At 25.5% G+C, this 23,014-nt stretch carries 21 protein-coding genes and 1 rRNA gene; 11 read left to right on the forward strand and 11 right to left on the reverse strand.

Annotated features, from left to right (window positions below):
• Positions 1-28: 28 nt before the first annotated feature.
• Positions 29-883 carry a DegV family protein gene (locus MMOB_RS00970; protein ID WP_011264698.1) on the reverse strand — a complete coding sequence of 285 codons (855 nt, stop codon included), beginning with the start codon at positions 881-883 and terminating at the stop codon, positions 29-31.
• A 43-nt stretch (positions 884-926) separates the two neighbouring features.
• Positions 927-1,772, reverse strand: coding sequence for a DegV family protein (locus MMOB_RS03500; protein ID WP_011264699.1), 846 nt, complete (start codon positions 1,770-1,772; stop codon positions 927-929).
• A 112-nt stretch (positions 1,773-1,884) separates the two neighbouring features.
• On the opposite strand from MMOB_RS03500, the gene eno reads away from it, so the two are divergent.
• The 9 genes from eno (at position 1,885) to MMOB_RS01020 (ending at position 13,425) form a co-directional block, all read left to right on the forward strand.
• On the forward strand, positions 1,885-3,252 hold the full coding sequence (gene eno, locus MMOB_RS00980) for a phosphopyruvate hydratase (protein ID WP_011264700.1): 1,368 nt from the start codon (positions 1,885-1,887) through the stop codon (positions 3,250-3,252).
• Between the two features lie 113 nt (positions 3,253-3,365).
• On the forward strand, positions 3,366-6,209 hold the full coding sequence (gene uvrA / locus MMOB_RS00985; protein WP_011264701.1) for an excinuclease ABC subunit UvrA: 2,844 nt from the start codon (positions 3,366-3,368) through the stop codon (positions 6,207-6,209).
• The gene (gene hprK / locus MMOB_RS00990; RefSeq protein ID WP_011264702.1) at positions 6,196-7,164 is read left to right on the forward strand and encodes an HPr(Ser) kinase/phosphatase; all 969 of its coding nucleotides are present in this window, start codon (positions 6,196-6,198) and stop codon (positions 7,162-7,164) included. The genes uvrA and hprK overlap by 14 nt, the downstream gene beginning before the upstream one ends.
• The gene (gene lgt / locus MMOB_RS00995; protein WP_011264703.1) at positions 7,152-8,048 is read left to right on the forward strand and encodes a prolipoprotein diacylglyceryl transferase; all 897 of its coding nucleotides are present in this window, start codon (positions 7,152-7,154) and stop codon (positions 8,046-8,048) included. The genes hprK and lgt overlap by 13 nt, the downstream gene beginning before the upstream one ends.
• Positions 8,041-8,976 carry an NAD(P)/FAD-dependent oxidoreductase gene (locus tag MMOB_RS01000; protein WP_011264704.1) on the forward strand — a complete coding sequence of 312 codons (936 nt, stop codon included), beginning with the start codon at positions 8,041-8,043 and terminating at the stop codon, positions 8,974-8,976. Before lgt ends, MMOB_RS01000 begins: the two co-directional genes overlap by 8 nt.
• Before the next feature lie 250 nt (positions 8,977-9,226).
• Positions 9,227-10,282, forward strand: coding sequence for a DnaD domain protein (locus MMOB_RS01005; RefSeq protein ID WP_011264705.1), 1,056 nt, complete (start codon positions 9,227-9,229; stop codon positions 10,280-10,282).
• Positions 10,275-11,204 (forward strand): hypothetical protein, encoded by a 930-nt coding sequence (locus MMOB_RS01010; RefSeq protein ID WP_011264706.1) that lies wholly within the window; start codon positions 10,275-10,277, stop codon positions 11,202-11,204. Before MMOB_RS01005 ends, MMOB_RS01010 begins: the two co-directional genes overlap by 8 nt.
• An 89-nt stretch (positions 11,205-11,293) precedes the next feature.
• The gene (gene gap / locus MMOB_RS01015) at positions 11,294-12,313 is read left to right on the forward strand and encodes a type I glyceraldehyde-3-phosphate dehydrogenase (RefSeq protein ID WP_011264707.1); all 1,020 of its coding nucleotides are present in this window, start codon (positions 11,294-11,296) and stop codon (positions 12,311-12,313) included.
• Between the two features lie 122 nt (positions 12,314-12,435).
• Positions 12,436-13,425, forward strand: coding sequence for a TMEM164 family acyltransferase (locus MMOB_RS01020; protein WP_011264708.1), 990 nt, complete (start codon positions 12,436-12,438; stop codon positions 13,423-13,425).
• On the opposite strand, the gene prmC is transcribed toward MMOB_RS01020, so the two are convergent.
• The 6 genes from prmC to rrf all read right to left on the reverse strand — a co-directional run bounded on the left by prmC (position 13,412) and on the right by rrf (position 17,916).
• Positions 13,412-14,122, reverse strand: a complete 711-nt coding sequence (prmC, locus tag MMOB_RS01025; RefSeq protein WP_011264709.1) for a peptide chain release factor N(5)-glutamine methyltransferase — start codon at positions 14,120-14,122, stop codon at positions 13,412-13,414. The genes MMOB_RS01020 and prmC overlap by 14 nt on opposite strands.
• Positions 14,123-14,128: 6 nt before the next feature.
• A complete protein-coding gene (prfA, locus tag MMOB_RS01030; protein ID WP_011264710.1) occupies positions 14,129-15,205 on the reverse strand; it encodes a peptide chain release factor 1 in 1,077 nt (358 codons plus the stop codon).
• 117 nt (positions 15,206-15,322) lie between these two features.
• Positions 15,323-16,057: a YebC/PmpR family DNA-binding transcriptional regulator gene (locus tag MMOB_RS01035; protein ID WP_011264711.1), complete on the reverse strand. Its 735-nt coding sequence runs from the start codon at positions 16,055-16,057 to the stop codon at positions 15,323-15,325.
• A complete protein-coding gene (locus MMOB_RS01040) occupies positions 16,058-16,765 on the reverse strand; it encodes a nH(3)-dependent NAD+ synthetase (protein ID WP_011264712.1) in 708 nt (235 codons plus the stop codon).
• On the reverse strand, positions 16,765-17,757 hold the full coding sequence (gene galE, locus MMOB_RS01045) for a UDP-glucose 4-epimerase GalE (protein ID WP_011264713.1): 993 nt from the start codon (positions 17,755-17,757) through the stop codon (positions 16,765-16,767). The genes MMOB_RS01040 and galE overlap by 1 nt, the downstream gene beginning before the upstream one ends.
• 53 nt (positions 17,758-17,810) lie before the next feature.
• Positions 17,811-17,916: ribosomal RNA gene (gene rrf / locus MMOB_RS01050) — 5S ribosomal RNA — on the reverse strand.
• 129 nt (positions 17,917-18,045) lie between these two features.
• Between rrf and MMOB_RS01055 the strand changes: the two genes are divergently transcribed.
• Positions 18,046-18,294, forward strand: coding sequence for a hypothetical protein (locus tag MMOB_RS01055; protein WP_011264714.1), 249 nt, complete (start codon positions 18,046-18,048; stop codon positions 18,292-18,294).
• A gap of 47 nt (positions 18,295-18,341) precedes the next feature.
• Here the strand turns inward: MMOB_RS01055 and ligA are convergent, their stop codons facing one another.
• Genes ligA through MMOB_RS01070 form a run of 3 tightly spaced genes read right to left on the reverse strand, consistent with a single transcriptional unit; the run spans position 18,342 to position 22,270 of the window.
• Positions 18,342-20,357 (reverse strand): NAD-dependent DNA ligase LigA, encoded by a 2,016-nt coding sequence (gene ligA, locus MMOB_RS01060; protein WP_011264715.1) that lies wholly within the window; start codon positions 20,355-20,357, stop codon positions 18,342-18,344.
• Positions 20,358-21,224: an ABC transporter ATP-binding protein gene (locus tag MMOB_RS01065; protein ID WP_011264716.1), complete on the reverse strand. Its 867-nt coding sequence runs from the start codon at positions 21,222-21,224 to the stop codon at positions 20,358-20,360.
• Entirely contained in the window at positions 21,224-22,270 is a 1,047-nt protein-coding gene (locus tag MMOB_RS01070) for a hypothetical protein (RefSeq protein ID WP_156768863.1), read from the reverse strand. The genes MMOB_RS01065 and MMOB_RS01070 overlap by 1 nt, the downstream gene beginning before the upstream one ends.
• Positions 22,271-22,484: 214 nt before the next feature.
• Here MMOB_RS01070 and MMOB_RS01075 point away from each other — a divergent pair, with 214 nt between their 5' ends.
• Entirely contained in the window at positions 22,485-23,000 is a 516-nt protein-coding gene (locus MMOB_RS01075; RefSeq protein WP_011264718.1) for an adenine phosphoribosyltransferase, read from the forward strand.
• Positions 23,001-23,014: the final 14 nt, after the last annotated feature.

Raw genomic sequence — 23,014 nt, forward strand, 5'->3', positions numbered from 1 at the left:
ATTAATACAAATAATTTTACAAATTTTTTTAAAAAGTTTCTTTCAATTTAGGGCTAACACTTAATGCTATACTTCCATAACCAACATGGACCATAACTGCTCCACCTGAAATATCAATGCTTGCAATTTTTATGTTTTTACTTAATAGAACATCTTTTGCAATCTGAATTGTTTCCGGATCCAAAGTATGAACAATTCTGAACTCAAAATTCTCAATATTTTCTTCCCCGCCTATAAATTTAATTAATTTTTCCACTACTTTTTCAGCTGCTTTTCTAACAGATCGTTTTAATCCTGAAACAGAGTTTTTATCTTTGAATTTAATAATTGGAATGAATTTCAAAGTTGTCATAACATATTTTTTCTTCCCGGTTAATCTACCACCATTAATCATAGCTTCTAGATTTTTAGGAATTATATATGTAATTGTTTTACTATCAAAATCCTTAACAAAATCAATAATACTATCAATACTTTTTCCTTCTTCAGACATTTTTGTCAATTTTTTAGCAATGTCAAAATATAAAGTTCCTGTTAAACTATTGTTTAAAACATGAATATTTTTATATTCTTCAGTTTTAAGTCTTAATAAATTATATGTTCCTGACAATGAAGAAGAAAGCGGTAAAAAAATTAAATTTTCATATTTTTTTAAGCCATTTTCAATAATGTTATTGATTATTTCGACTGGTGGAAGTGATGTTTTTGGGTTCTTTGCATTTTTAATTAAACTTGTAGCATCTTCAAAACTATAATCTACACCATCAAGAAATACTTTTCCATCTAAATCTATTTGCAAAGGCAATTGAAAAAAACCTTCTTGTTCTGCTACTTTTTTGCTGATTCCTGAAAAAGAATCAATTACTATTCCTAATTTTTTCATAGTCCAATTATATTACAAAAGATTTCATTTATATTTATATATTTTAAATCTTTTCCCTAAAAACAATTGTAATACCTGTAAAACCACCATTTATCATTGCAGCAGCACTTGATAAGTAAATTTCATTTATTTTAAAATTCTTTTTTCCAAACATTTCCTTTGTCTCTTCTAATGCTAAAAAATCACCATTAGAAATTAAATCAATTTCATAATTTTCTATTTCTCTTTTTTGAATAAAATTTTCAATTCTATTCAAAGCTTTTTTAATTGATTTATTAATAAATGTATTTATGCTTGCAATTTTAATTCCATTTTCATCAAATTGAATTGTAAAAACTAAATTTAATTTATTTACAAAACTTTTTAAAAGAGTTGAGGCTCTTCCGCTTTTTGAAATAGTTGCAATTTTTCTTGGAATTATATAATTTATTGTTTTAGAATTGAATTCACTCACTCACTCTAAAATTTCTTCAATATCTAAACCACTATCCATTTTTTCTCTTATTGTTTTTGCAACATAAAAACCAGTTTTTCCAACAAAGCATGTATCTAAAACATGGAAATTTTTATTATCTTTTACTAAATTTTTTAATAAATTATATGTTCCTGAAAATTTTTGAGAAACAGGAATGAAAATAGCTCCATCATAATCTTTTTTTATTTCTTCAATTAAATCATTTAACAACTCTAAATTTGGTAAAGAAGTTTTACTTGATTTAGACTTGTTTATTTTTATTAAAAATTCTTCCAATGAGAAATCAACTCCTTCATTATAGGAAATATCATCTAAAATAATTTGTAAGGGAATATAAAATAAATTGTTTTCCTTTGCTTTTTCTTTTGTAATATTCGAAAATGAATCAATTACTATTGCAAATCTCTTTTTCATTTAAAAATTATATTATTTTTTTAAAATAACTTTCTTTATTAATAAAAATTGTTTTGTAATATAATAATTAAGTAATTTTAAATTAACAAAATTAATATTTTAAAGAGGTAAAATGTCAGCAATTATGAGAATTCACGCAAGAGAAGTTTTAGATTCTCGTGGAAATCCAACAATTCAAATTGAAGTTGAATCAGAATATGGTTATGGGAGTGCAATGGTCCCTTCTGGAGCTTCAACGGGTGAAAAAGAAGCTAAAGAATTAAGAGATAAAGGTACAAAGTATGAGAAAAATTGATATGGTGGAAAAGGTGTTCAAACCGCTGTTGATAATGTAAATAATATTATTGCACCAAAAATCGAAGGTTATGATGTTCTTGATCAAAGAGCAATTGATTATGAAATGATTAAATTAGACGGAACAGAATTCAAGGAAAAATTAGGAGCAAATGCAATACTAGGAGTATCTTTAGCGGTTGCTAAAGCAGCAGCAGATGAATTAAACATTCCTTTATATCGTTATGTTGGTGGAACAAATGGCTTTAAGTTACCTGTTCCAATGCTTAATGTGATTAATGGTGGAGAACATGCTTCAAACACTGTTGATTTTCAAGAGTTTTTAATTATGCCAATTGGAGCAAAAACTTTTAAAGAAGCAATGCAAGTTGCAAACAAAGTATTTCACAATTTAAAAGATTTATTAGCTTCACAAGGTCATTCAACAGCTGTGGGAGACGAAGGTGGATTTGCACCTGATTTAAAATCTCATGAAGAAGTTTTAGATTTTATTGTTTCAGCGATTAAAAAAGCTGGATATGAACCAAGTAAAAAAGGAGACAAGGCTGTTGCTATTGCAATTGATGCAGCATCAAGTGAATTATTTGATAAAAAATCAAAAACATACACTTTCAAAAAACTTAAAAAAGCTATTTTAACTAAACAACCAGGATTTGAAAATTTAGGAAAAGTTAAAGTTGAATATTCATCAGATGAACTTGTTGAGTACTTTAAAGATTTGTTTAAAAAGTATCCAATCATTTCTTTAGAAGATGGTTTTTCAGAACATGATTGAGATGCTTTTACAAAATTAAATAATTCTGTTGGCGCAACACATCAAATTATGGGTGATGACTTAGTAACAACTAATCCAAAATTCATTAAAAAAGCAATTGAAACTAAGGCAATAAATTCTGTTTTAATTAAATTAAACCAAATCGGAACTCTTTCAGAAACAATGGATGCAATCGAAATGGCTCATAAAGCTGGTATGACTTGTGTGGTTTCTCACCGTTCAGGAGAGACTGAAGATACTACAATTGCTGATTTAGCAGTTGCTTTAAATACAGGACAAATTAAAACTGGTTCAATTTCAAGAACAGATAGAGTTGCAAAGTACAATAGATTATTAGTAATTGAAGAAGAATTAGGCATAGTTGCTTCTTATGAAGGAATCCAAGTTTTTCACAACTTAAAAGTTAAATAATATTTTAAAAATCTCTTTTACAAAAAGAGATTTTTTATTCTTCTTGTATCTAAAACTTAATTAATTTAAATGTAGTAAAATTTATAAAGCAAAAGAAAACCAAAAGGAGCCTTATGAATCAAAAAATTGATACTCATAATTTTATTTCTATTAAAGGTGCAAAAGAAAATAATTTAAAAAATATTGATGTTGTTATTCCTAAAAATAAATTAGTTGTTTTTACAGGTCTTTCTGGATCTGGTAAAAGCTCACTAGCTTTTAATACAATTTATGAAGAAGGAAGAAGAAGATACGTAGATTCTTTAGGTAGTTATGCTCGTCAGTTTTTAGGTGGAACTAAGAAACCAGATGTTCATTCAATAGATGGATTAAGTCCGGCTATTTCGATTGAACAAAAAACAACTCACAATAATCCACGTTCAACAGTAGGAACAGTTACAGAAATTCATGATTACTTGAGACTTTTGTATGCTAGAATCGGACATCCTTTTTGTTCTAACCATAAAATTAAAATTACATCCCAAAAATTAAAAGACATTTTAAACACTGTTTTTTCATATGAAAAAGATTCAAAAATTTTAATTCTTGCTCCTGTAATTTCTGGTGCTAAAGGAACACATCAAGTTTTATTAGAAAAATTAAAAAAAGACTTTTTAAGATTGAAAATTGATGGAGAAATATATTCTCTTGATGAAGAAATTAATTTAGATAAATCTAAGAAACATGATATTGAAATTGTTGTTGATAGATTGATTTTAAATGAAGAAAATCGTTCAAGAATTGCAGATGGAATCGAAATTGCCTTAGAATATTCTAAAGGTTTAGTTAATGTAGAAATTTTAGGAAAGGAGAAAAAAATGTTTTCTCAACTTTTTTCTTGTCCTTATGGAGATTTTGAAATGCCCAAAATTGAAACTAAATTGTTTTCTTTTAATTCTCCTTATGGAATGTGTGAAGTTTGCAAAGGAATAGGAGTTTCACTAAAATCTGATCCAGATTTATTAATTCCAGATAAAACAAAATCAATTTTACAAGGTGCAATTATTCCTTTTCAAAATACAGTAGAAACATCTAATTTAGATTGACAAGAATTTAAAGCTTTATTAGATTACTATGAAATTAGTGCAGCAAAACCAATTGAGAAAATGACAAAATCTGAATTAGATATTATTTATTATGGTTCTAAAGAAGATATAAATTATACTAATGTATCTGTTAGTGGAAATAAATATACTAGATTTAATAAAATTGAAGGTATTTTAACAAAAATGGAGAGAAGATTTCTTGAAACAACAAGTGAACAACTTCGCACTTGATATTTAAAATTTATGTCTGAAATTCAATGTTCAAAATGTAAAGGAGATAGATTAAATGATTATGCTTTAGCTGTTCAAATAGAAGGTTTAAACATTTCTGACTTTTCAAAATTATCAATCGAAGAAGGTCTTTCAAAGATTTTATCTTTGGAAATTAGTTCTTTTGAAAAGGAAGTTTCGACTTTAATTGTTAATGAAATTGTAAATAGATTGACTTTTTTAAGTGATGTCGGTTTAGAGTATTTAACTTTAAATAGAACAGCTGAAACTTTAAGTGGAGGAGAGGCTCAAAGAATAAGATTAGCTACTCAAATTGGTTCAAATTTAACAGGTGTGTTATATGTTCTTGATGAGCCAAGTATTGGATTACACCAAAAAGATAATGAAAAATTAATTAAAACTTTGAAACACATGGTGGAAATCGGAAATACTTTAATTGTTGTAGAACATGATGATGAAACAATTCTAGAAGCAGATTATATTCTTGATATAGGACCAAAAGCAGGAAATGAAGGTGGGCAAATTGTTGCACAAGGATCTGTTGAAGATATTAAAAAATCAAAAGAATCTATTACTGGTAAATATTTATCTGGTGAATTAAAAATTGAAATTCCTACTTTTAGAAGAAGTGGAAGCGGAGAAATTATAAGAGTAATAGGAGCTAAAGAAAATAATTTAAAAAACATTGATGTTAAATTTCCTATTGGTAAATTTATTGCTGTAACAGGAGTTTCAGGAAGTGGTAAAAGTACTTTAGTAAATGAAGTTTTAATTAAAGGAATTGAATTTGTAAAAGGGTCTCAAGTTCATCCGGGAAAACATAAAGAAATTAAGGGTTTACATAATATTGACAAGATTATTCAAATTTCTCAAAGTCCAATCGGAAGAACTCCTAGGTCAAATCCTGCAACTTATACAACTGTATTTGATGACATCAGAGATTTATTTGCAAATACAGAAGATGCAAGAGCAAGTGGTTTTTTAAAAGGGAGATTTAGTTTTAATGTTAATGGTGGAAGATGTGATAAATGTTCAGGAGATGGATATTTAAAAATTGAAATGCATTTTCTACCTGATGTTTATGTTGTTTGTGACCATTGTGATGGTAAAAGATATAATCCTGAAACTTTAGAAATTAAATATAAATTCAAAAATATTAGCGATGTTCTAGATATGACCGTTTCTGAAGCATTTGATTTTTTTGCTAATAGAGCAAAAATTAGAGAAAAATTAGAAACCTTAATGGATGTTGGCTTAGGTTATATCAAACTAGGACAACCAGCTACTACTTTAAGTGGTGGAGAAGCACAAAGAGTTAAACTTGCAACTCATTTATTAAAAAAATCAACAGGGAAGACTTTATATGTTTTAGATGAACCAACAACAGGTTTACATTCATATGATGTTTCGAATTTATTAGAAGTCTTAAAAAGAATTGTTAATAAAGGAGATACAGTAATTGTAATAGAACATAATTTAGATGTTATTAAAAGTGTAGATTACATAATTGATTTAGGTCCAGGTGGTGGAACTAATGGCGGAAAAATTGTTGCTACAGGAACCCCTGAGCAAGTAGCAGAGATAAAAGAATCATTTACTGGTCAATACTTAAAAAGGATGTTAAAAAATGCAATTAAATAAAGATACATATTTCAAAAAAGAAAATAAATCATTTATCTATGTAGATAAATTTTTAGAAGCTTTAAATTTAATCCCTAATAATTTTGAAAAAATTACTAAATGAAATTTAATTAATTCCCCATCAATAAAAAGAGTTGGTTTAGAACTTGCTGGAATTGATACACATAATTACAAAAATTTTGGTAATATTATTGTTTGAGGTTTTACAGAGCAAGAGTGATTTAAAACTTTAAATGAAAAAAGTCTAAAAGAAGTTTTAGCTAAAGTTTTTAAATTAAATCCTCCTCTAGTAATTCTTTCAAAATCCTTAACAGAAGAAACATCAAATTTCATAATTGAAGTTGCCTCTTTTTATTCAATTCCTGTTGTAAAAACAAAATTTAGTATTTCAGAAATTCACACTTATATTTCTCTTCCATTATCAGAAGTTTTTGCGCCTTCAGTTTCGAAGCATGCTTCTTTAGTTGAGATAAATGGTATTGGAGTAATGATCATTGGAGAAAGTGGTGTTGGTAAATCTGAAGCTGTTCTTGAATTAATTCAAAAAAGATTTCTTTTTATTAGCGATGATACAGTCATCATAAAAAGAATTGGTAATTCTTTTTTTGGTTATCCTAGCGAAATAACAAAAGGTATTTTAGAAGTAAGAGGATTAGGACTAATGGATGTCGAAGCTGTTTATGGAAAGGAAATCCATCGTAAAAGAAGTGAAATAAGACTTGTTGTTGAACTAGTAAAAGTTGCATTTGATCCAATTAAAGGCGACACATTTGATCGTTTGGGAAATCAAGAGTTATTTTATGAAGTTTTAGATTCAAAAATTCCAAAAATTCAAGTTCAAATTTTAGCAGGTAGAAATACTTCATCTTTAATTGTTGCCGCAACAAATTTATATTTGGCAAAATTAGATGGAGTTGATGCTTTAAATATAATTATGGAAAGATGAGAAAAATAATGAATACTACTAGTTCTATAGGAGGAATATCAGTTGGCCAAGCAATTAGTTTAGGACCTATTTCTCTTTATTCTTTGTTAATAATTTTAGGTGTTATTGCATCAATTGTAACTATTTCATTTTTTTGAAAAAGAGAAAATTATAAATTTGAATATTTAGCTATATTAATTATTATCACAATTCCTTCAGCTATTATCGGAGCAAGACTTTGATTCATTTTTGAAAGATTAATAGATAATCCTTTAGATCCTTTTCCAGGAAGTGCCTGATGAGCTATAACAGAAGGAGGTCTTTCTATTCAAGGAGGAGTCTTTTTAGCTGCTTTTGCAAATAGTGTTTATTTGTTCACTAAAAGAAAAGAAATAGTTTTTGCAAAAGCTTTTGGAATTATTTTACCTTCTGTTTTAATTGGTCAAGCAATTGGTAGGTGAGGAAATTTTACAAATCATGAAGTATTTGGAGTAATTACAGATAGAACTTCAATTGCTTGATTAGGTGATGCAATTGCAGACAACATGTTCATAACTTCTAATGGTATCACAGCATATCGAGTTCCTTTATTTTTTTATGAGTCAATTGCTAATTTAATAGGTTATTTATTAATTATTTGAGGAGTTCTATTTTTTGGTTGATCAAAACCTGGAGTAACAGGAGCCATGTATCTTCTTTGGTATGGTACAGTAAGAACATCTATGGAACCTTTAAGAGATGAACAATATCCATTTTATATTGTTTTATCAGTTCTTATGATTATCGGAGGTATAAGTCTTTGATTATATTTTGAAAAAATAAATGGTAAAAAATATATAATTAAAAAAGAAGGTAGAATAAAATACTATGATCTACCTTTAACAAATATTACAAGAAGGTGAATTAATGCATAATGAAAAAATATATGATGTAATTATTATTGGTGGAGGACCAGCAGCTATGTCAGCTGCAATTTATGCCTCAAGAGCAAATTTATCAACTGTTTTTATTGAAAAAGGAGCTCCAGGTGGAAAAATGGTCACCACTTCTAGAATTGAAAATTATCCAGGTTTTACAACTATTGGAGGCCCTGATCTTGCAATAGAAATGTTGAATCATGCCAAAGCTTATAAAGCTGAATATAAATTTGGAAATGTACTAAAAATAAATAATCATGGACCATTTAACAAGGAAGTACTTTTAGAAAGAAAGAATGAAATAATCAAAGGTAAATCAATTATTATTGCAACCGGAATGGTAAATAGAGTTCCTAGAGATATTGAAGGAATCGAGGAATTTAATCATAAGGGTGTAAGTTACTGTGCTATTTGTGATGGACCTTTATTTGGAAAAACACCTTCAGCAATAATTGGAGGTGGAAATAGTGCAGTTGAAGAAGCTATTTACTTAGCTTCAATTGCTTCTGAAGTTCACGTTTTTGTTAAAGACTCAAAATTTAATGCAGAAGAGAAATCTGTCAATGATTTAAAATTATTAAAAAATGTAAAAATTCACATGAATTCTAGTATTTTAAAATTAAAAGGATCAAATAAATTAGAAGAAGCAGATGTTTTAATTAATGGAAAAAAAGAAACAATTAAACTAACAAGTTTATTTCCATATATTGGTTTTATACCTTCAGTGGATTTTGCAAAGCACTTAGGAATAACTAATGAACAAGGTTTTATTCAAACTAATGAAAAATTAGAAACTAAATTAGAAAATATTTTTGCAGCAGGAGATATTAGAGTAAAAGACATTAGACAAGTAGCAACAGCAATTGGCGATGGAGCTATTGCAGGGAAAGAAGTTGCTAATAAAATTAACTCAGAAAAAAAATAGATTTTAAATAGGATTATAAAATCCTATTTTTTTTCTTAAATTTTATTAAAAATAAATGTTAACAAGTTTTTTTAAAATGTAAATATAACAAAATCAGCTTTTAATAGTATGTTTTTTAACACTTTATAAGTTTGTTCTTATGTAAATATCTTTGTAAGTAAGATAAAAATTTTAAAAACATTTTAAATTTTATTTATCTATTCAAAAAGATAAAGTTAAAATAAACTCAATTGATTTTCTTGGGGGACATATGACTAATTTATTTATTGAAAAAAATTTTGAAATTTCTGATTCAGATTATAAAATTATTAGAAAACTATACCAACCTATAATTGGAATAAAAGCAATTGCATTATTGTCAAATTTTTATGATCAAGTCGAAAACAAAAAAACAACAGATTTAATTGAAGTTGAAAATTTTTATAAAATTTTAAATATAGATTTTGAAGAATTTTTAGACTTAAGAAAAAAATTAGAATCTTTTTGCTTGATAAAAACTTTTGAAAAAAAGCAAGACAAATCAACACACTTAATAAGCTTGATAAAACCACTATATGAATTTCAGTTTGATAAAAACGTTATATATAAAAAAAGTTTGATAAAGGCAATAGGCTTAGATTTATACAAAAAAATGATCAATTTAGAAGTTGAAAATAATGAAGATAATATCAAAGAATATTTTGATATAAGTGAAACATACATCAACTATATTGGTAGTGACTTTTTTTTGCAAAATCAAAAAAATGATTTTTTTTTCGAGAATAGTAAAACAATCCATTTTGAAGGACCTTCAGTCGAAGATTCGAAAAATTTATTGGAAAATGAGTTTATACACACAAATGAAATACCAATTGTAAAAGCAAAAAATATTTTAGAAGCAATAAATGAATATTCTACTACTCAGTTTATTAAATACATTTGAAACAACAGTGCAACAATCGAAATGACATTATGAATTAGTGAGGCTAATAAAAATGGATTTTCAGATGATGTTTTAAATCTTGTAATAAATTCTTGTGTTGATATTATTGGTTATTTTAATTTTCAATACATTAAAACAGTTGCGAATAATTTATTAAAACAAAATAAAATTTCTTATCAAAATGTTTTAAAACACTTTAGTTCAATAAAAAAATTGCAAAAAAAATCAAAGGAAGATTTTTTAAATTCAGTTCAAGTTAAAAATAATTTTTTAAAAAATACACAAAAAGAATACACAATTTTTGATTTCCAAAATAATGATGATATTTCCTTTGAAGATTTATTTAAATATAAAAAATGAGAAGTAGAGGACTCTAATGACTAGTAAGATTGATAATTTGATTTCCTTCACAGAAAAAACATTAACTAAAGAAGAAAAAGTTAATACATTAAAAAATTTAATTAGAACTTCAAAAAGAGTTAGAAATTTTCATCTTAAATATAAACTAAAAGATAAACTTGACAAAATTGATGAATTTTTACCAATTTTGATCGATATCTCATTAGAGGAAAAAAATGATTTAAATTCGAAATTGGTTACAACTTTATTTTTAGACAGAAATAATAATTTTATAAGTCTAATAGAAAATAATTTAGAATTTAAATCTAATTTTGTCTCTTTGATTGATTATCAAAATCTTTTTCCTTATGAAATTGGTATTTTTGACAAAGAATTTGAAAAAAACTCAAAAAAATATTTTGAAAAAAGTGAAAACAACCAATTCGAACAAATATTTTTTAATGAAGTAGCTTTAAAAAAATTTAATAAATTTGGAATTTACAAAATTAATGAGGAAATGTTTTCCGAAACAAGAAATGAGTTCTTATTAAACATTGCTTATCTATTTTTGAAAAAAAATAAAAAAATTATTTTTACAACATTTAAAAAACTTGCAGAAACATTAGATGATGCAACAAGTTATAAAACAAGAAATGACTTTATAGCTGATTTAAAGAAAATCGATGGTCTTTTTATTTTAGATGCTTATTTAGGTTCATTTAACAAAAAATCTGTAGATGAAATTTTTTGAAATGTTTTTTTAGAAAGAATTCAAGATAAAAAACTAACATTTATTAGTTCTAATTTGCAAATGGAAGAATTTAGCTTTATTGTAACCGTATATTCCCATGACAAAATTGGGTTTATTGATCATTTATACAAACAATTAAGAGAAGATGGGAATTTCTTTTTTAAAGTTCAAAAACAAGAGTTTTTAGAGAGATTGAAAATGCTTATTGTTATTTAATTTTATAGTTTTTTTCATTATAAAAATTTCTTATGTCTTATAATTAAGATTGTAGTGAAAGTTATTTTTACTAAGTAATAAGGAGAAAAATGAAAAAAATCGCAATTAATGGATTTGGAAGAATTGGAAGAGTTATTTTAAGAACAATTCTTTCAGATGCTACAAGTTCAAAAAATATTCAAGTCATTGCAATTAATGACTTAACAGATGCTAATACATTAGCACATTTATTTAAATATGATTCTATTTATGGAAATTTTAATGGGTCAATAAAAGTTGATGAAAAAGCTGAATCATTAATTATTAATGGTCACAAAATCAGAATTTTGTCAGAAAGTGATCCTTTAAAATTACCTTGAGGTGATTTAGGAATTGATTTAGTTATTGAATCAACAGGAAGATTTGCAACTAAAGAACAAGCAAGTCAACATTTAAAATCAGGAGCTAAAAAAGTTTTAATTTCAGCTCCTGCTAAAGGCGCAGGAATTCCAACAGTGGTTCATAATGTAAATCACCAAATTTTAAATGCAAGTGATACAATTATTTCTACAGCTTCATGTACAACAAATTCATTAGCACCAGTTGCACATGCAATAAATAAAGAATTTGGAATAGAATCAGGTTTAATGACAACTATTCATGGTTATACAGCAGATCAAAAATTACATGATGCTCCACACTCAGATTTAAGAAGAGCACGTGCAGCAGCAACTAATATTGTTCCAACTTCTTCAGGAGCAGCCATTGCTATTGGTTTAGTAATTCCTGAATTAGATGGTAAACTAGCAGGAGGTGCTTTACGTGTTCCTGTTATTACAGGTTCAGTAGTGGATTTAACTTTTACAACTACTCAACCAGCTACTGTTAAAGGAATTAATGAAGCAATCAAAAAACATGCAAATGAGTCAATGAGATACGAAACTAATCCAATTGTATCATCTGATATTATAGGCGCAACAGAAGGAACTATTTTTGATTCATTATTAACTCAAGAAATAAGTTCAAAAAATGGTAAGAAATTGTTTAAAATTACAACTTGATATGATAATGAAAGTTCATATGTAAACCAAGTAGTAAGAACTTTAAATTATTTTCTTAAATTAAATTAATTGATTTTGTATTTTATATAATTTAAAACAAGCTTTTTTGCTTGTTTTAAATTATTTTTTCAAAAATAAGATTTTGAATTAAAAATTGTTATAGTACCAAATATTTTGAAAGGAATTTAAATATGGAATCAGGAATAAGGCCAGGAGCAAGCAAATTATTGGGTTTTTTTAGTTGACAAGGTAACAATTGATCATTTGAGCAATCATCGTGGCTCTCTTATTTAATTATAGCTATTGCTTTTTTTATTATCTTTTTAATGATGATTTATAAAGTAAGAATTTATCAATACATTAATTTTCAATCAAATAATTCTAAAATTCTAAAAATTTTTCCTTCTAAGGATTCGCTTTTTCAATTTATAGGTTATTTCGGAATGTTTTTTTTCTTACTTAGAATTATTCTTTTAGCAGTAAGTGGATACCCTAATCAATGAGAATTATTGCCTCTTCATTTTTGTAGACTATTTTTGTTTTTAATTTTTTTAGCTTTTATTTTTAAAAAACATGAATTTATTAAATATTTTGCATTTTTATCTATTGGTGGAGCCATTATAGGTTTATTTATTTCAGATTTATCTAATTCACCTTTTTGAGGTCAGGCAAATGAGCTTTTTCCTGAACAATTTGGTAGAGGTGGTTTTGATATAGGATTAGATTCTTATATTTTTTGAGATTATTTTTTAGCTCATTCGATTGCTTTAATTATTCCTGTTTTTGTTTTAACAATTTTGAAAGTAAAAATTACTAAAAGAGATTCACAAATTTCAATCATCATTTCATTTATATTTACAATTTTTATTTTCTTTTTAAATTGGTTATTATTTGAATATGCTTCAAGAGAATGAAAAAGTAATTATTTTTACATTGGAAGATTGGTACAAATAACAATTTTTGGTAAATTAAGTGAATGACCCCTTTCTTTACTTACATATATAGTTTTAGGGATTATAATTTATTATTTAATTTTTTGAATTTGAATTTTTCAAGATAAATTTTCATTTGAAGTATCAAAAAAATATTTAATCAAAAAAATAAGTTTAAATAAGAGTCAAAATTGAATATTTTACAATTCAAAATATTTTGTGGATTTAACAAAATTTAGAAATAAGTAATTTTTGCAATTCTTGTTTTATTATTAATATCTTTAAGGTAACTAACTTGGATAAAGTCAATTTTGTTAATAAATTTGACTTTATCAGTATCTATTTCAAGTAACAAAACTCCATTACTTTTTAAAAATTTTTTTGCAGAAAAAATAATTTTTTCAATAATTTCAAATCCTTCTTTTTTTGCAAAAAGAGCTAAATGTGGTTCATATTTCGAAACACTTTCATCTAAAACATTTTTATGGCTTAAATAAGGTGGATTAGACACAATTAAGTCAAATTTTTTCTCAATTTTTTCGAATAGATCACTTTTTAAAAAAAATATATCAAGATTATTGATTGCAACATTTTCTTGGATTTGTCTAATTGATTCTTCAGATATATCTGAAGCCATGACATTAATTTTTGGAAAATGCTTTTTTATTGCTAAAGCAATAAAACCAGAACCTGAGCATAAATCCAAAACATCTAAATTATTGTTATTTTCAAGATATTTATATGCTTCCAAAATTAACTCTTCAGTTTCGTATCTAGGAATTAAAACAAAATGATTTACATGAACAATTACATTTTGCATTTCAATAAAACCCATTATTTTTTGGATGGGAAAATTCAAATTAAGCATTTTTAACTCTTTTTCAGAAATTTCTTCTTTTAATTTATATCTTCTTTTTTCTTTTAATAAATCTTCAATTGTTGGCATATGTTTTTATAAATTAGCTTCTTTTATTTTTTCAGCTTGTTCTTCAGCATGTAAGGCTTCAATAATATTATTTATTTTTCCCTCCATAGCAATTTTCAAGGAAGTTGAAAATCCAATTCTATGATCAGTTATTCTATCTTGAGGGTAATTATAAGTTCTAATTTTTTCACTTCTTGCTCCAGATCCAGCTAATTTTCTAAATTTTCCTGTTTCTTCATTTCTTTTTTTGATTTCTAAATCATAAAGTTTTGATTTCAAAATTTTAAGTGCACTTTCTCTATTAGATATTTGGCTTTTTTCATCTTGTGAGCTAACAACAATACCACTCGGTAGATGTGTGATTCTAACAGCACTATCAGTTGTGTTAACGGATTGGCCACCTGGACCAGAAGATCTGAAAGTATCAATTTTTAAATCCACCGGATTTATTTCTACTTCTGCAACATCATCAACTTCTGGCATAACAGTAACTGTTGTTGTAGATGTATGGACTCTTCCTTGAGTTTCTGTTACAGGAATTCTTTGAACTCTATGAACTCCTGATTCAAATTTTAGTTTAGAATAGGCCTTGTCTCCTTCAACAAGAAAAGTAACTTGAGAAAAACCTCCTGAAGAAGCATTAGCATAATCAAGCAATTTTAACTTCATTTTATTAATATCTGCTCATTTGTTGTACATTTTAAGTAAATCACCTGCAAAAATATTAGCTTCATCTCCACCTGCAGCACCTCTAATTTCTATGATAACATTTCTCTCATCATTTTCATCTTTAGGTAAAATTAAAATTCTCAATTTTTTTTCTAATTCTTGATTTTCTAATTCAGATTTGTGAATTTCATTTTTTGCAAAAGAAACCATTTCTTCATCTTTTTCATCAAGAAGAATTTTTGCATCTTTGATTGTTTGTTCGTTAATCAAAAATTTATTAAAATTTTCTACTATTTCACTAATTGAATTATTTTCTTTTGAGATCTTTGTATATTCTTTTATATTGTTAAAAACTTCAGGTAGTAACAATTTTTTTTCATTTGAATCATATTTTTCTTTAATTGATTTTAAAGATTTATAAAGTGTATCTTCCATATTTGAAATTATATATAAATACAAGAATTTTAAGTTAAATATGTTATCAAAGTAATTCTAATTTCTCAATAATAATGTTTTTAAAAAAATAATAGTGATATCTTCACTATTATTTTTTTAAAAATCAATGTTGTGATAAATTTCTTGAACATCTTCATTGTCTTCTAAAGTTTCTATTCAAGTTTCTAATTTTTCCAATTTTTCTTTTTCGAAACTAACGGTAGTATTTGGTAAATATTGAATTTCAGCGGTGGCATAATTTTCCAAACTAAGAGCTTTATCAATTTTATCTTTTACTTCTTGAAAATTTGAAGGATTAGTTATTATTCTAGAAAAATCTTCAAATGTTTGAACATCTTCAGCTCCAGCATCTAATGCTTCGAGCATTAATTGATCACTATTTTCGTATTCTTCTTTTAGAATATCAAGAACACCTTTACGCTCGAAAATATATGGGATTGAACCACTTTTTCCTAATTGTCCTCCAATTTTAGAAAAAGCAGCTTTTATATTTGATATAGCTCTATTTAGATTGTCCGTTAAACAAATAACTAAAATAATTGCTCCACCAGGAAGAGACCCTGAATAAATTAATTCCTTAAATTCACTTGCATTTTTTGAATTACCTGAAGCCTTTGATAAAGCTTTTTCAATATTTGCTTTAGGCATGGATTGTGCTTTTGCTTTAGAAACTGCTAATCTTAAACTTGGATTTGTTTCGGGATCTGCTCCACCTGGACCAGATGCAGCAACAAAAATCTCTTTTGATAATTTCATAAAAATTTTGCTTCTTGCTGCGTCTTGAGCACCTTTTCTATGTTTAATATTTGCCCATTTTGAATGTCCTGCCATCTATTTTTCCTTTCAATTTCTATTTGGAATCTTTACAAAAATTCTCTTTAATTCAGTTAATGAATGTACCATTTCAATTTCATATTTAATATTTGCCAAAACACTTTCGTTGTTTAAAAAATTTTCTAAATCATTGAAATTGAAATTATATTCTTCAATATTATATAGATTATTTAAGTTTAAATTATTTGGATTATCCAAAATTTCTAAATTTTTTGCAAGTAAATGAATTTCATTAGGATTTAGCTTTGCTAAGGGTGCTAAACTTTCTCTATCAATTTGATAATTTGTAAAAAGACCTAAAAAGTAATCATATAAATTAGCAGGATTTAAAATTATATAACTCATCTCAAGAGCAATTCCATCCAAAACACTAGATCTAATTTTCTCTTTAATCTTTTCTCTTGATTTTTCGTTATCGAAAGTTAAAATATTTTCAAAAGACAAATAAGGAATTGTCAAATCAATTTCATTAAAGTCCAACTTTATTTTTTCCAATAAATTAGTCATTTCTTTTCTGTCATCTTCATTAATTGCATCAATTGGCAAAATCAATGCTAAAGAATTATTAGGAAATGCTTTTTTAGCTAAAAAAGCTAAAATTTTGCTATTTTCTGTTTTGTCTAAAACCAAAATAACTCCTTTTTTATTAGAATTTTTTACTTCAGTTTTTATTCACTGAGTCAAAAAATCAATATATTCCTTCATTATTTATCCTTTAAAATTTTTTTTCTTCAAGCAAGTTCTGTTTTAACAATCTCTTCCAAACTGAATTTTGGTTTAAAATTCAATATTTTTGCAATTTTTGTTGTTGAAGCAACTAAAAAAGCAGGGTCTCCATCTCTTTTAGGATTAATTTCATAATTTAATTTTTTATTAAGTTGTTTTTCAAAAGTTTTAACAACTTCTAATACTGAAAATCCTTTTTCAGATCCAACATTTACAATTAAATTAGTTTTATTTTCAAAAATGTATTTTGCAGCAAGAAAATGAGCATGAGCTAAATCTTGAACATGAATATAATCTCTTATACAAGTTCCATCTTTTGTGTCATAATTATTTCCAAAAATTTTTAGAGAGTCTAATTCATTGAAAACAAAAGATGAAATAGAAGGGATAAGATGAGAAACTTTATGGCCTTTTTTTGGAACTAAACCTATAGAGTTATTTTGATGTGCACCTGCTACATTAAAATAACGCAAAATTGCAAATTTAAAATCATTTACATGAGCATAATCCTGAATAATTTTTTCAGACATTTGTTTGGAAGAACCATATGGATTAATAGGATTTAAATCCTCATCTTCTCTAATCGGTAAATTTGATTTTTGTCCATAAACAGCTGCAGTAGAAGAAAAAATTAAAAACTTTTTATTATTTTCTTTCATAGATTCAAGCAAAATCATTACTCCATAAGTATTATTCAAATAATATTTAAGTGGTTCATAAACACTTTCACTTACAACAATTGATGCAGCAAAATTTATTACAATTTCAATTTCTTTATTTTCATCAAAAATTTTATTTAAAATTTTTTTGTCTTTAAAATCTCCTTCATAAAATTTAGCTTCTGGATGAATAGAAGAATTTGATCCAGTTGTTAAATTATCTAAAATAACAACTTTGTTATTATTTTCAATCAATTCATAAACTGTGTGGCTGCCAATATAACCAGCGCCTCCAATTACTAAATAAGTCATTTATATTACTCCTTTAAATTTATCATTATTAATTATATATTAAAAAAGCATAAAAAAAGCAACGCTCTATTTTCCCATTACTGGTATCTTCGACGCTAAGAGGCTTAACTACTGAGTTCGGAATGGGTTCAGGTGTACACTCTTGCTATAGTTGCTTGTTATTATTATACATAAAAAAAATTTTTTTCAAAAAAATAATACTTTTTTTACTTTATATTTTTTGGAGAAATTTGAATATTTTTTATATATAATTTTTGTAGATTATTTAAAATATCGATAGGAGAAAATATGTCTAAATACAGACCAAAGACAGCAATCGGAAATACAAATTTTACATGAGTAGGAATTTTGTTAACACTTATTTTAGGATATGGAATTGGATTAATTGTCTACTTTTTAGTTAAAATTTTTGACTTAAAAAGTATTATTTGATATATTGTGTTTTTCTTTTTAACACCATTTTCAGGTTTATTTATCTACTGATTTACAAAATCAAATTCATGAATTAGACCAGTATTTTTAAGATTTTCAAAATAGTTTGAACAAAACAAAATTTAAAAAAACAAAGCAAATGCTTTGTTTTTTTAAATTAATTTATTGAATTCATTCTCGTCTAAAATTTTTATTGTATTTATTTTTTGAGCCTTTTCTATTTTTGAACCAGATTTTTCTCCGGTAAGCAAATAATTAATTCTATTGCTAATAGAATTTAAAACATTTCCACCGTTTTTTATTATTAATTCTTTAAAAAAGTCTCTTGGCTTTGAAAGAGTTCCAGTAATTACAAAATTTAAGCCTTGAAGTTTTTTTGATTCAAATTCATTTTCTAAGTTTTTAAAATCCAATCCTAATTCTAAAATTATTTTAATTTCTTCAATTTCATTTTCATCACTAAAAAAACATTTTAAAGAATTGATTGTTTTGCAAGAAATATCTCTAATATTATTCAATTTTTCAAAGTCAAAATTTATCAAATTAGATAGTAATTTGACCTCATTTGCAATTAATTTTGCAGATCTTTCACCAATTTGTTTAATTCCGATAGCAAAAATAAATTTTTCTAAAGAGTTGCTTTTTGATCGATTTATTGATTCAATTAAATTATTAAATGATTTTTCTCCAAAAGAAGGTTGCGATTCTATTAAATTTTTATACTTTTCTAAAAAAAATAAGTCTGAATATTTAGTTAAAATTCCTAGTTTAAAAAATTTTTCAATATTTTGAAAACCTAGACCGAGAATATTCATTGCTTTTTTGGAAGCAAAGTGCTCGATTTTTCTTAACCTAATCATAAGGCATTTTTTGTTTATGCAATATTGATCTACTTCATCTTCTGGTTGAACTAATTTTTCATTACAGGATGTACAATATTCAATTCTTTTAAAAATTGTTTCAGAGTTTTTTTTACTTAAGGAAACAACTTTTGGAATGATTTCTCCTGCTTTAATAATCTTTACATTATCATTTTTATTTAATTTTAGAGATTCTACATATTCATAATTATGAAGAGTTGCAGCGCTAACAAGAGTTCCATTAATAATTACTGGTTCTAATATAGCATTATATGTAATCTTTCCTGTCCTTCCTACAGAAATAAAAATATCAATTAATTTAGTTTCTATTGAAATATCACTAAATTTAAAGGCAATCATGGATCTTGGAAATTTAGAAGTTTGACCAAGAATGTCATAAAGGCTGAAATCATCTACTTTTACGACAATTCCATCTATTTCATAATTTAATTTCTCTCTATAATTATTTTTTTCAAAATCTTTAATGAATTCATAAGCTTTTTCAATTGTGTCTACAAATTTATTTAAAGATGGAACTTGAAAATTATTTTCTTTTAAAAAGAGTTCTTGGTCATTAAAATTTTTTATTTTATGATCTAGTGGATTTGTAACTGAATAAAAAAATGAATTAAGTTTTCTTTCTTTTACTATTGAAGAATCTAATTGCCTTAAACTTCCACTTGCTGCATTTCTCGGGTTTGCAAAAATTGTCAAATTTTGTGATTTTTGACATTCATTTATTTCATAGAAAGTTGACTTAGATAAATATATTTCTCCTCTTATTTCAATTGGTTTTGAATATTTTATTTGCTTAGGAATATCTTGTATTTGAAACACATTTTCTGTTACATCTTCACCACTTATTCCATCGCCTCTAGTTAATGCTTGAATAAGATTTCCATTATCATATTTTAATGAAATGCTTAAACCATCTATTTTTAATTCTAAAAAATAATTTGGAAAAAAACCTAATTTGTTAATGTGTCTTTCAAAAATTTTTAAATCATCAAATTTATAAGCTTTATTAAGGCTGAGCATCGGAAATTGATGTTGAACTTTTGAAAATTTTTTACTAACTTTTGCTCCTATATTTTTGGTTGGTGAATCAGAATTATCTAAAAATTTATATTGATTTTCAAATTTTATTAACTTTAATAAAGTAGCATCATAAATACTATCTTCAACAAGTGGTTCATCGTAATCAAAATATGCTTTGTTCCAAAGGTTAATTTTATTTTTTAAATCATTGTACTCAGAAATAATTCTATTATTTTTTTCATTATCATTCATTTTCGATTTTACTTTCATTTATATATTTATTTTATTAAAAAATTCAAAGCATTTTTCTAGAGATCCAAAATTTTCTAGAGTAATTTCTTTTGAATCATCATATATGATCGAACCTTTTGAGAGAATTATAATTCTATCTGCTAAAAATGCAACTTCATCCATATCATGTGAAATAATAAGGATTGTAATTTTATGTTTTAGGGCATAATTTTTTATAAATCTTTTGATTTCATTTCTTATTATAATATCTAAACCTGTTGAAAGCTCATCTAAAATAATTATTTTAGGACGATGTAAAATTGCTAATAAGGCATTTAATCTCTGCTGTTGACCCCCACTTAAAGAGCTTGCATTTTTATTGTAAAATTCTCTTAAACCAAAAATATTTATTAATTCAGAAATTTCATTTTTATTTAGTTTTGCATTATAAATGTCTAAAACAAATTTTATAACTCTTTTTACTTTAATACCAGAAGGATATGACGAATTTTGAAATTGAATTCCTATTTTCTCTTGAAAATGAATTTTATGACCTAAATTATATTCAATATAACCTTTAGAAGCTTTATTTAATCCTGCAATAATCTCTACTAAAGTTGTTTTACCCGCTCCATTTCCTCCTAAAATAGCAATATTTTGCCCTTCTTTTACATCCATATTTAAATTATCAATAGCTACAAAATTTTTATTAAAAATTTTAGTTAAATTATTAATTCTTATTAATGAATTTCCTTCGTGTAAATTTTTTGCAATATAAGGAATTTTGTATTTTGCTTTCAAGTCTTTAATTTGATCAATTTCTTCTGTATTAAAATTACTTTTTCTTAATTCATTTATTTCTTTGGTGTTGAAGATGTTCTTATTATTTTTTTCATTTTGTTTCATTATCTAATACCTCATTGAAATCATTTAAGTGAAACTCCTGAAGCAATTCCTATTCAAAGAAATGGAATTAAAAAATTAATTAACCTTGTAGCAAAATTAAAAATATTTTCAACAGGAATACTTTTTGTATTCATTTGAGCAAATTGATAAATGTTTAAATTAGAATTTAAATTTCAAATAAATGTTTTAGTACTTTGTAAGACAATTGAAATATTAGGACTTGGATTTTCAAAAATTATTGATACTGCAGACCCATTAAATGCTTCAATACTTTGTGCTGAAACAGATTTGAATGGGGATACCACAAATCCTAAAAATCACATAATTTCATTATTAAAAATATTTGCAATCGGAATTACTTGAGCAGCTAGAAACATACTAAAAATAAAAATACTTATCCCTATTGCTTGTAAAGTTAAAACATTTTTCGAAACACTTACAATTGCAAAACCAATTGTTATAGATAAAATCATAGAAATAAAATGTGAGTACAAAAATCCACTTCATTCAACATTTGCAAATAAATCTTTTAGAGATTCGGATTTAATAGGAATTTCCAAAATAGGTATTGTTACTGGCTCTGAAATTTGAGTCGGAATTTGAGGGATCTGAGCAGTTATAATCGTTCTACCTGTTTCTCAAAACTCATTAAATATAGCTAAATACATAAGCATTGTTCAAAACAAACTAATAATCATCAAAAAAAGATAATATAATCCAAGAATTAATAAAAAAGTTCTTGTGTTAATAGGTGTTGCCCCAATCCTTTTTAGCAAAACACTTCTTTTGAATTCAAAGAGAGCTAATGGTAAACTAATCAATCCTGTTGCCATTGTTGGGAGAACCAATCCGCCTCCTAAAAGAGTTTCATATCCAAAAATTGTTCCTAAAATACCTAAAATAATTATTGGGAAAATAAATGAAAAAAATGGACCAAAAAAAGAATATCAATAATAACTATTAATTAAACTAACAAGAGGAAAAAATTTTGTAGGGGCTTTTTTAGATTCATTTTCTACAAAAAGAGTTTGTGTTTTTTTATTCATCATTTAAAATTATAGTCTCAATTATGTTTAAGAAAATAAAATATATTTCAAAAAATAAAATATTTTAAAAAACTAAAGTAAAATTGTAATTTGGAAGTAAAAAAGTTAATTTTTTATTTTATATATTTTTATTTTGAGTTGAAAATCAAATGTTCAAAATAAAAATAAATAAAATTTGTAACTTTTATGCAATATAAACTTTCCAAAGGATATTATGAATGATTTAAATGAATTGAAAAAATATATTCAAGATGTAAAAGATTTTCCTATTAAAGGAATTGTTTTTAAAGATATTTCACCACTTTTAGCAAATGGAGAAATTTTTAGAATAGTTGTTGAAAAAATGGCTGAAAAAGTAAGAGAAGTGGATGTCATTATAGGACCAGATGCAAGAGGGTTTATTTTTGGTGCAGCCGTTGCTTCATATCTTAAAAAACCTTTTGTAATGATAAGAAAAGAAGGTAAATTACCTCATAATACAATTAAAATTGATTATAAGCTTGAATATGGAATGGGTTCTTTGGAAATTCAAAAGGATTTAATAAAACCGGGCCAAAGTGTTGCTATTCTTGATGATGTTTTGGCTACTGGAGGAACAACAAAAGCCTCTGTTGAACTTGTTAAAAAATTAGGAGCAAAAGTTACAAAAGCTGTTTTTTTAATGGAACTAGAATTCTTAAATGGTAAAGAAAAAATAAATGCAGAAGTTATTTCTCTATTGAAATACTAAAAATTAAAATGAGG

It is taken from the genome of Mycoplasma mobile 163K (assembly GCF_000008365.1).
In the GTDB taxonomy this organism is placed as follows: Bacteria; Bacillota_I; Bacilli_A; order Mycoplasmatales; family Metamycoplasmataceae; genus Mycoplasma_J; species Mycoplasma_J mobile.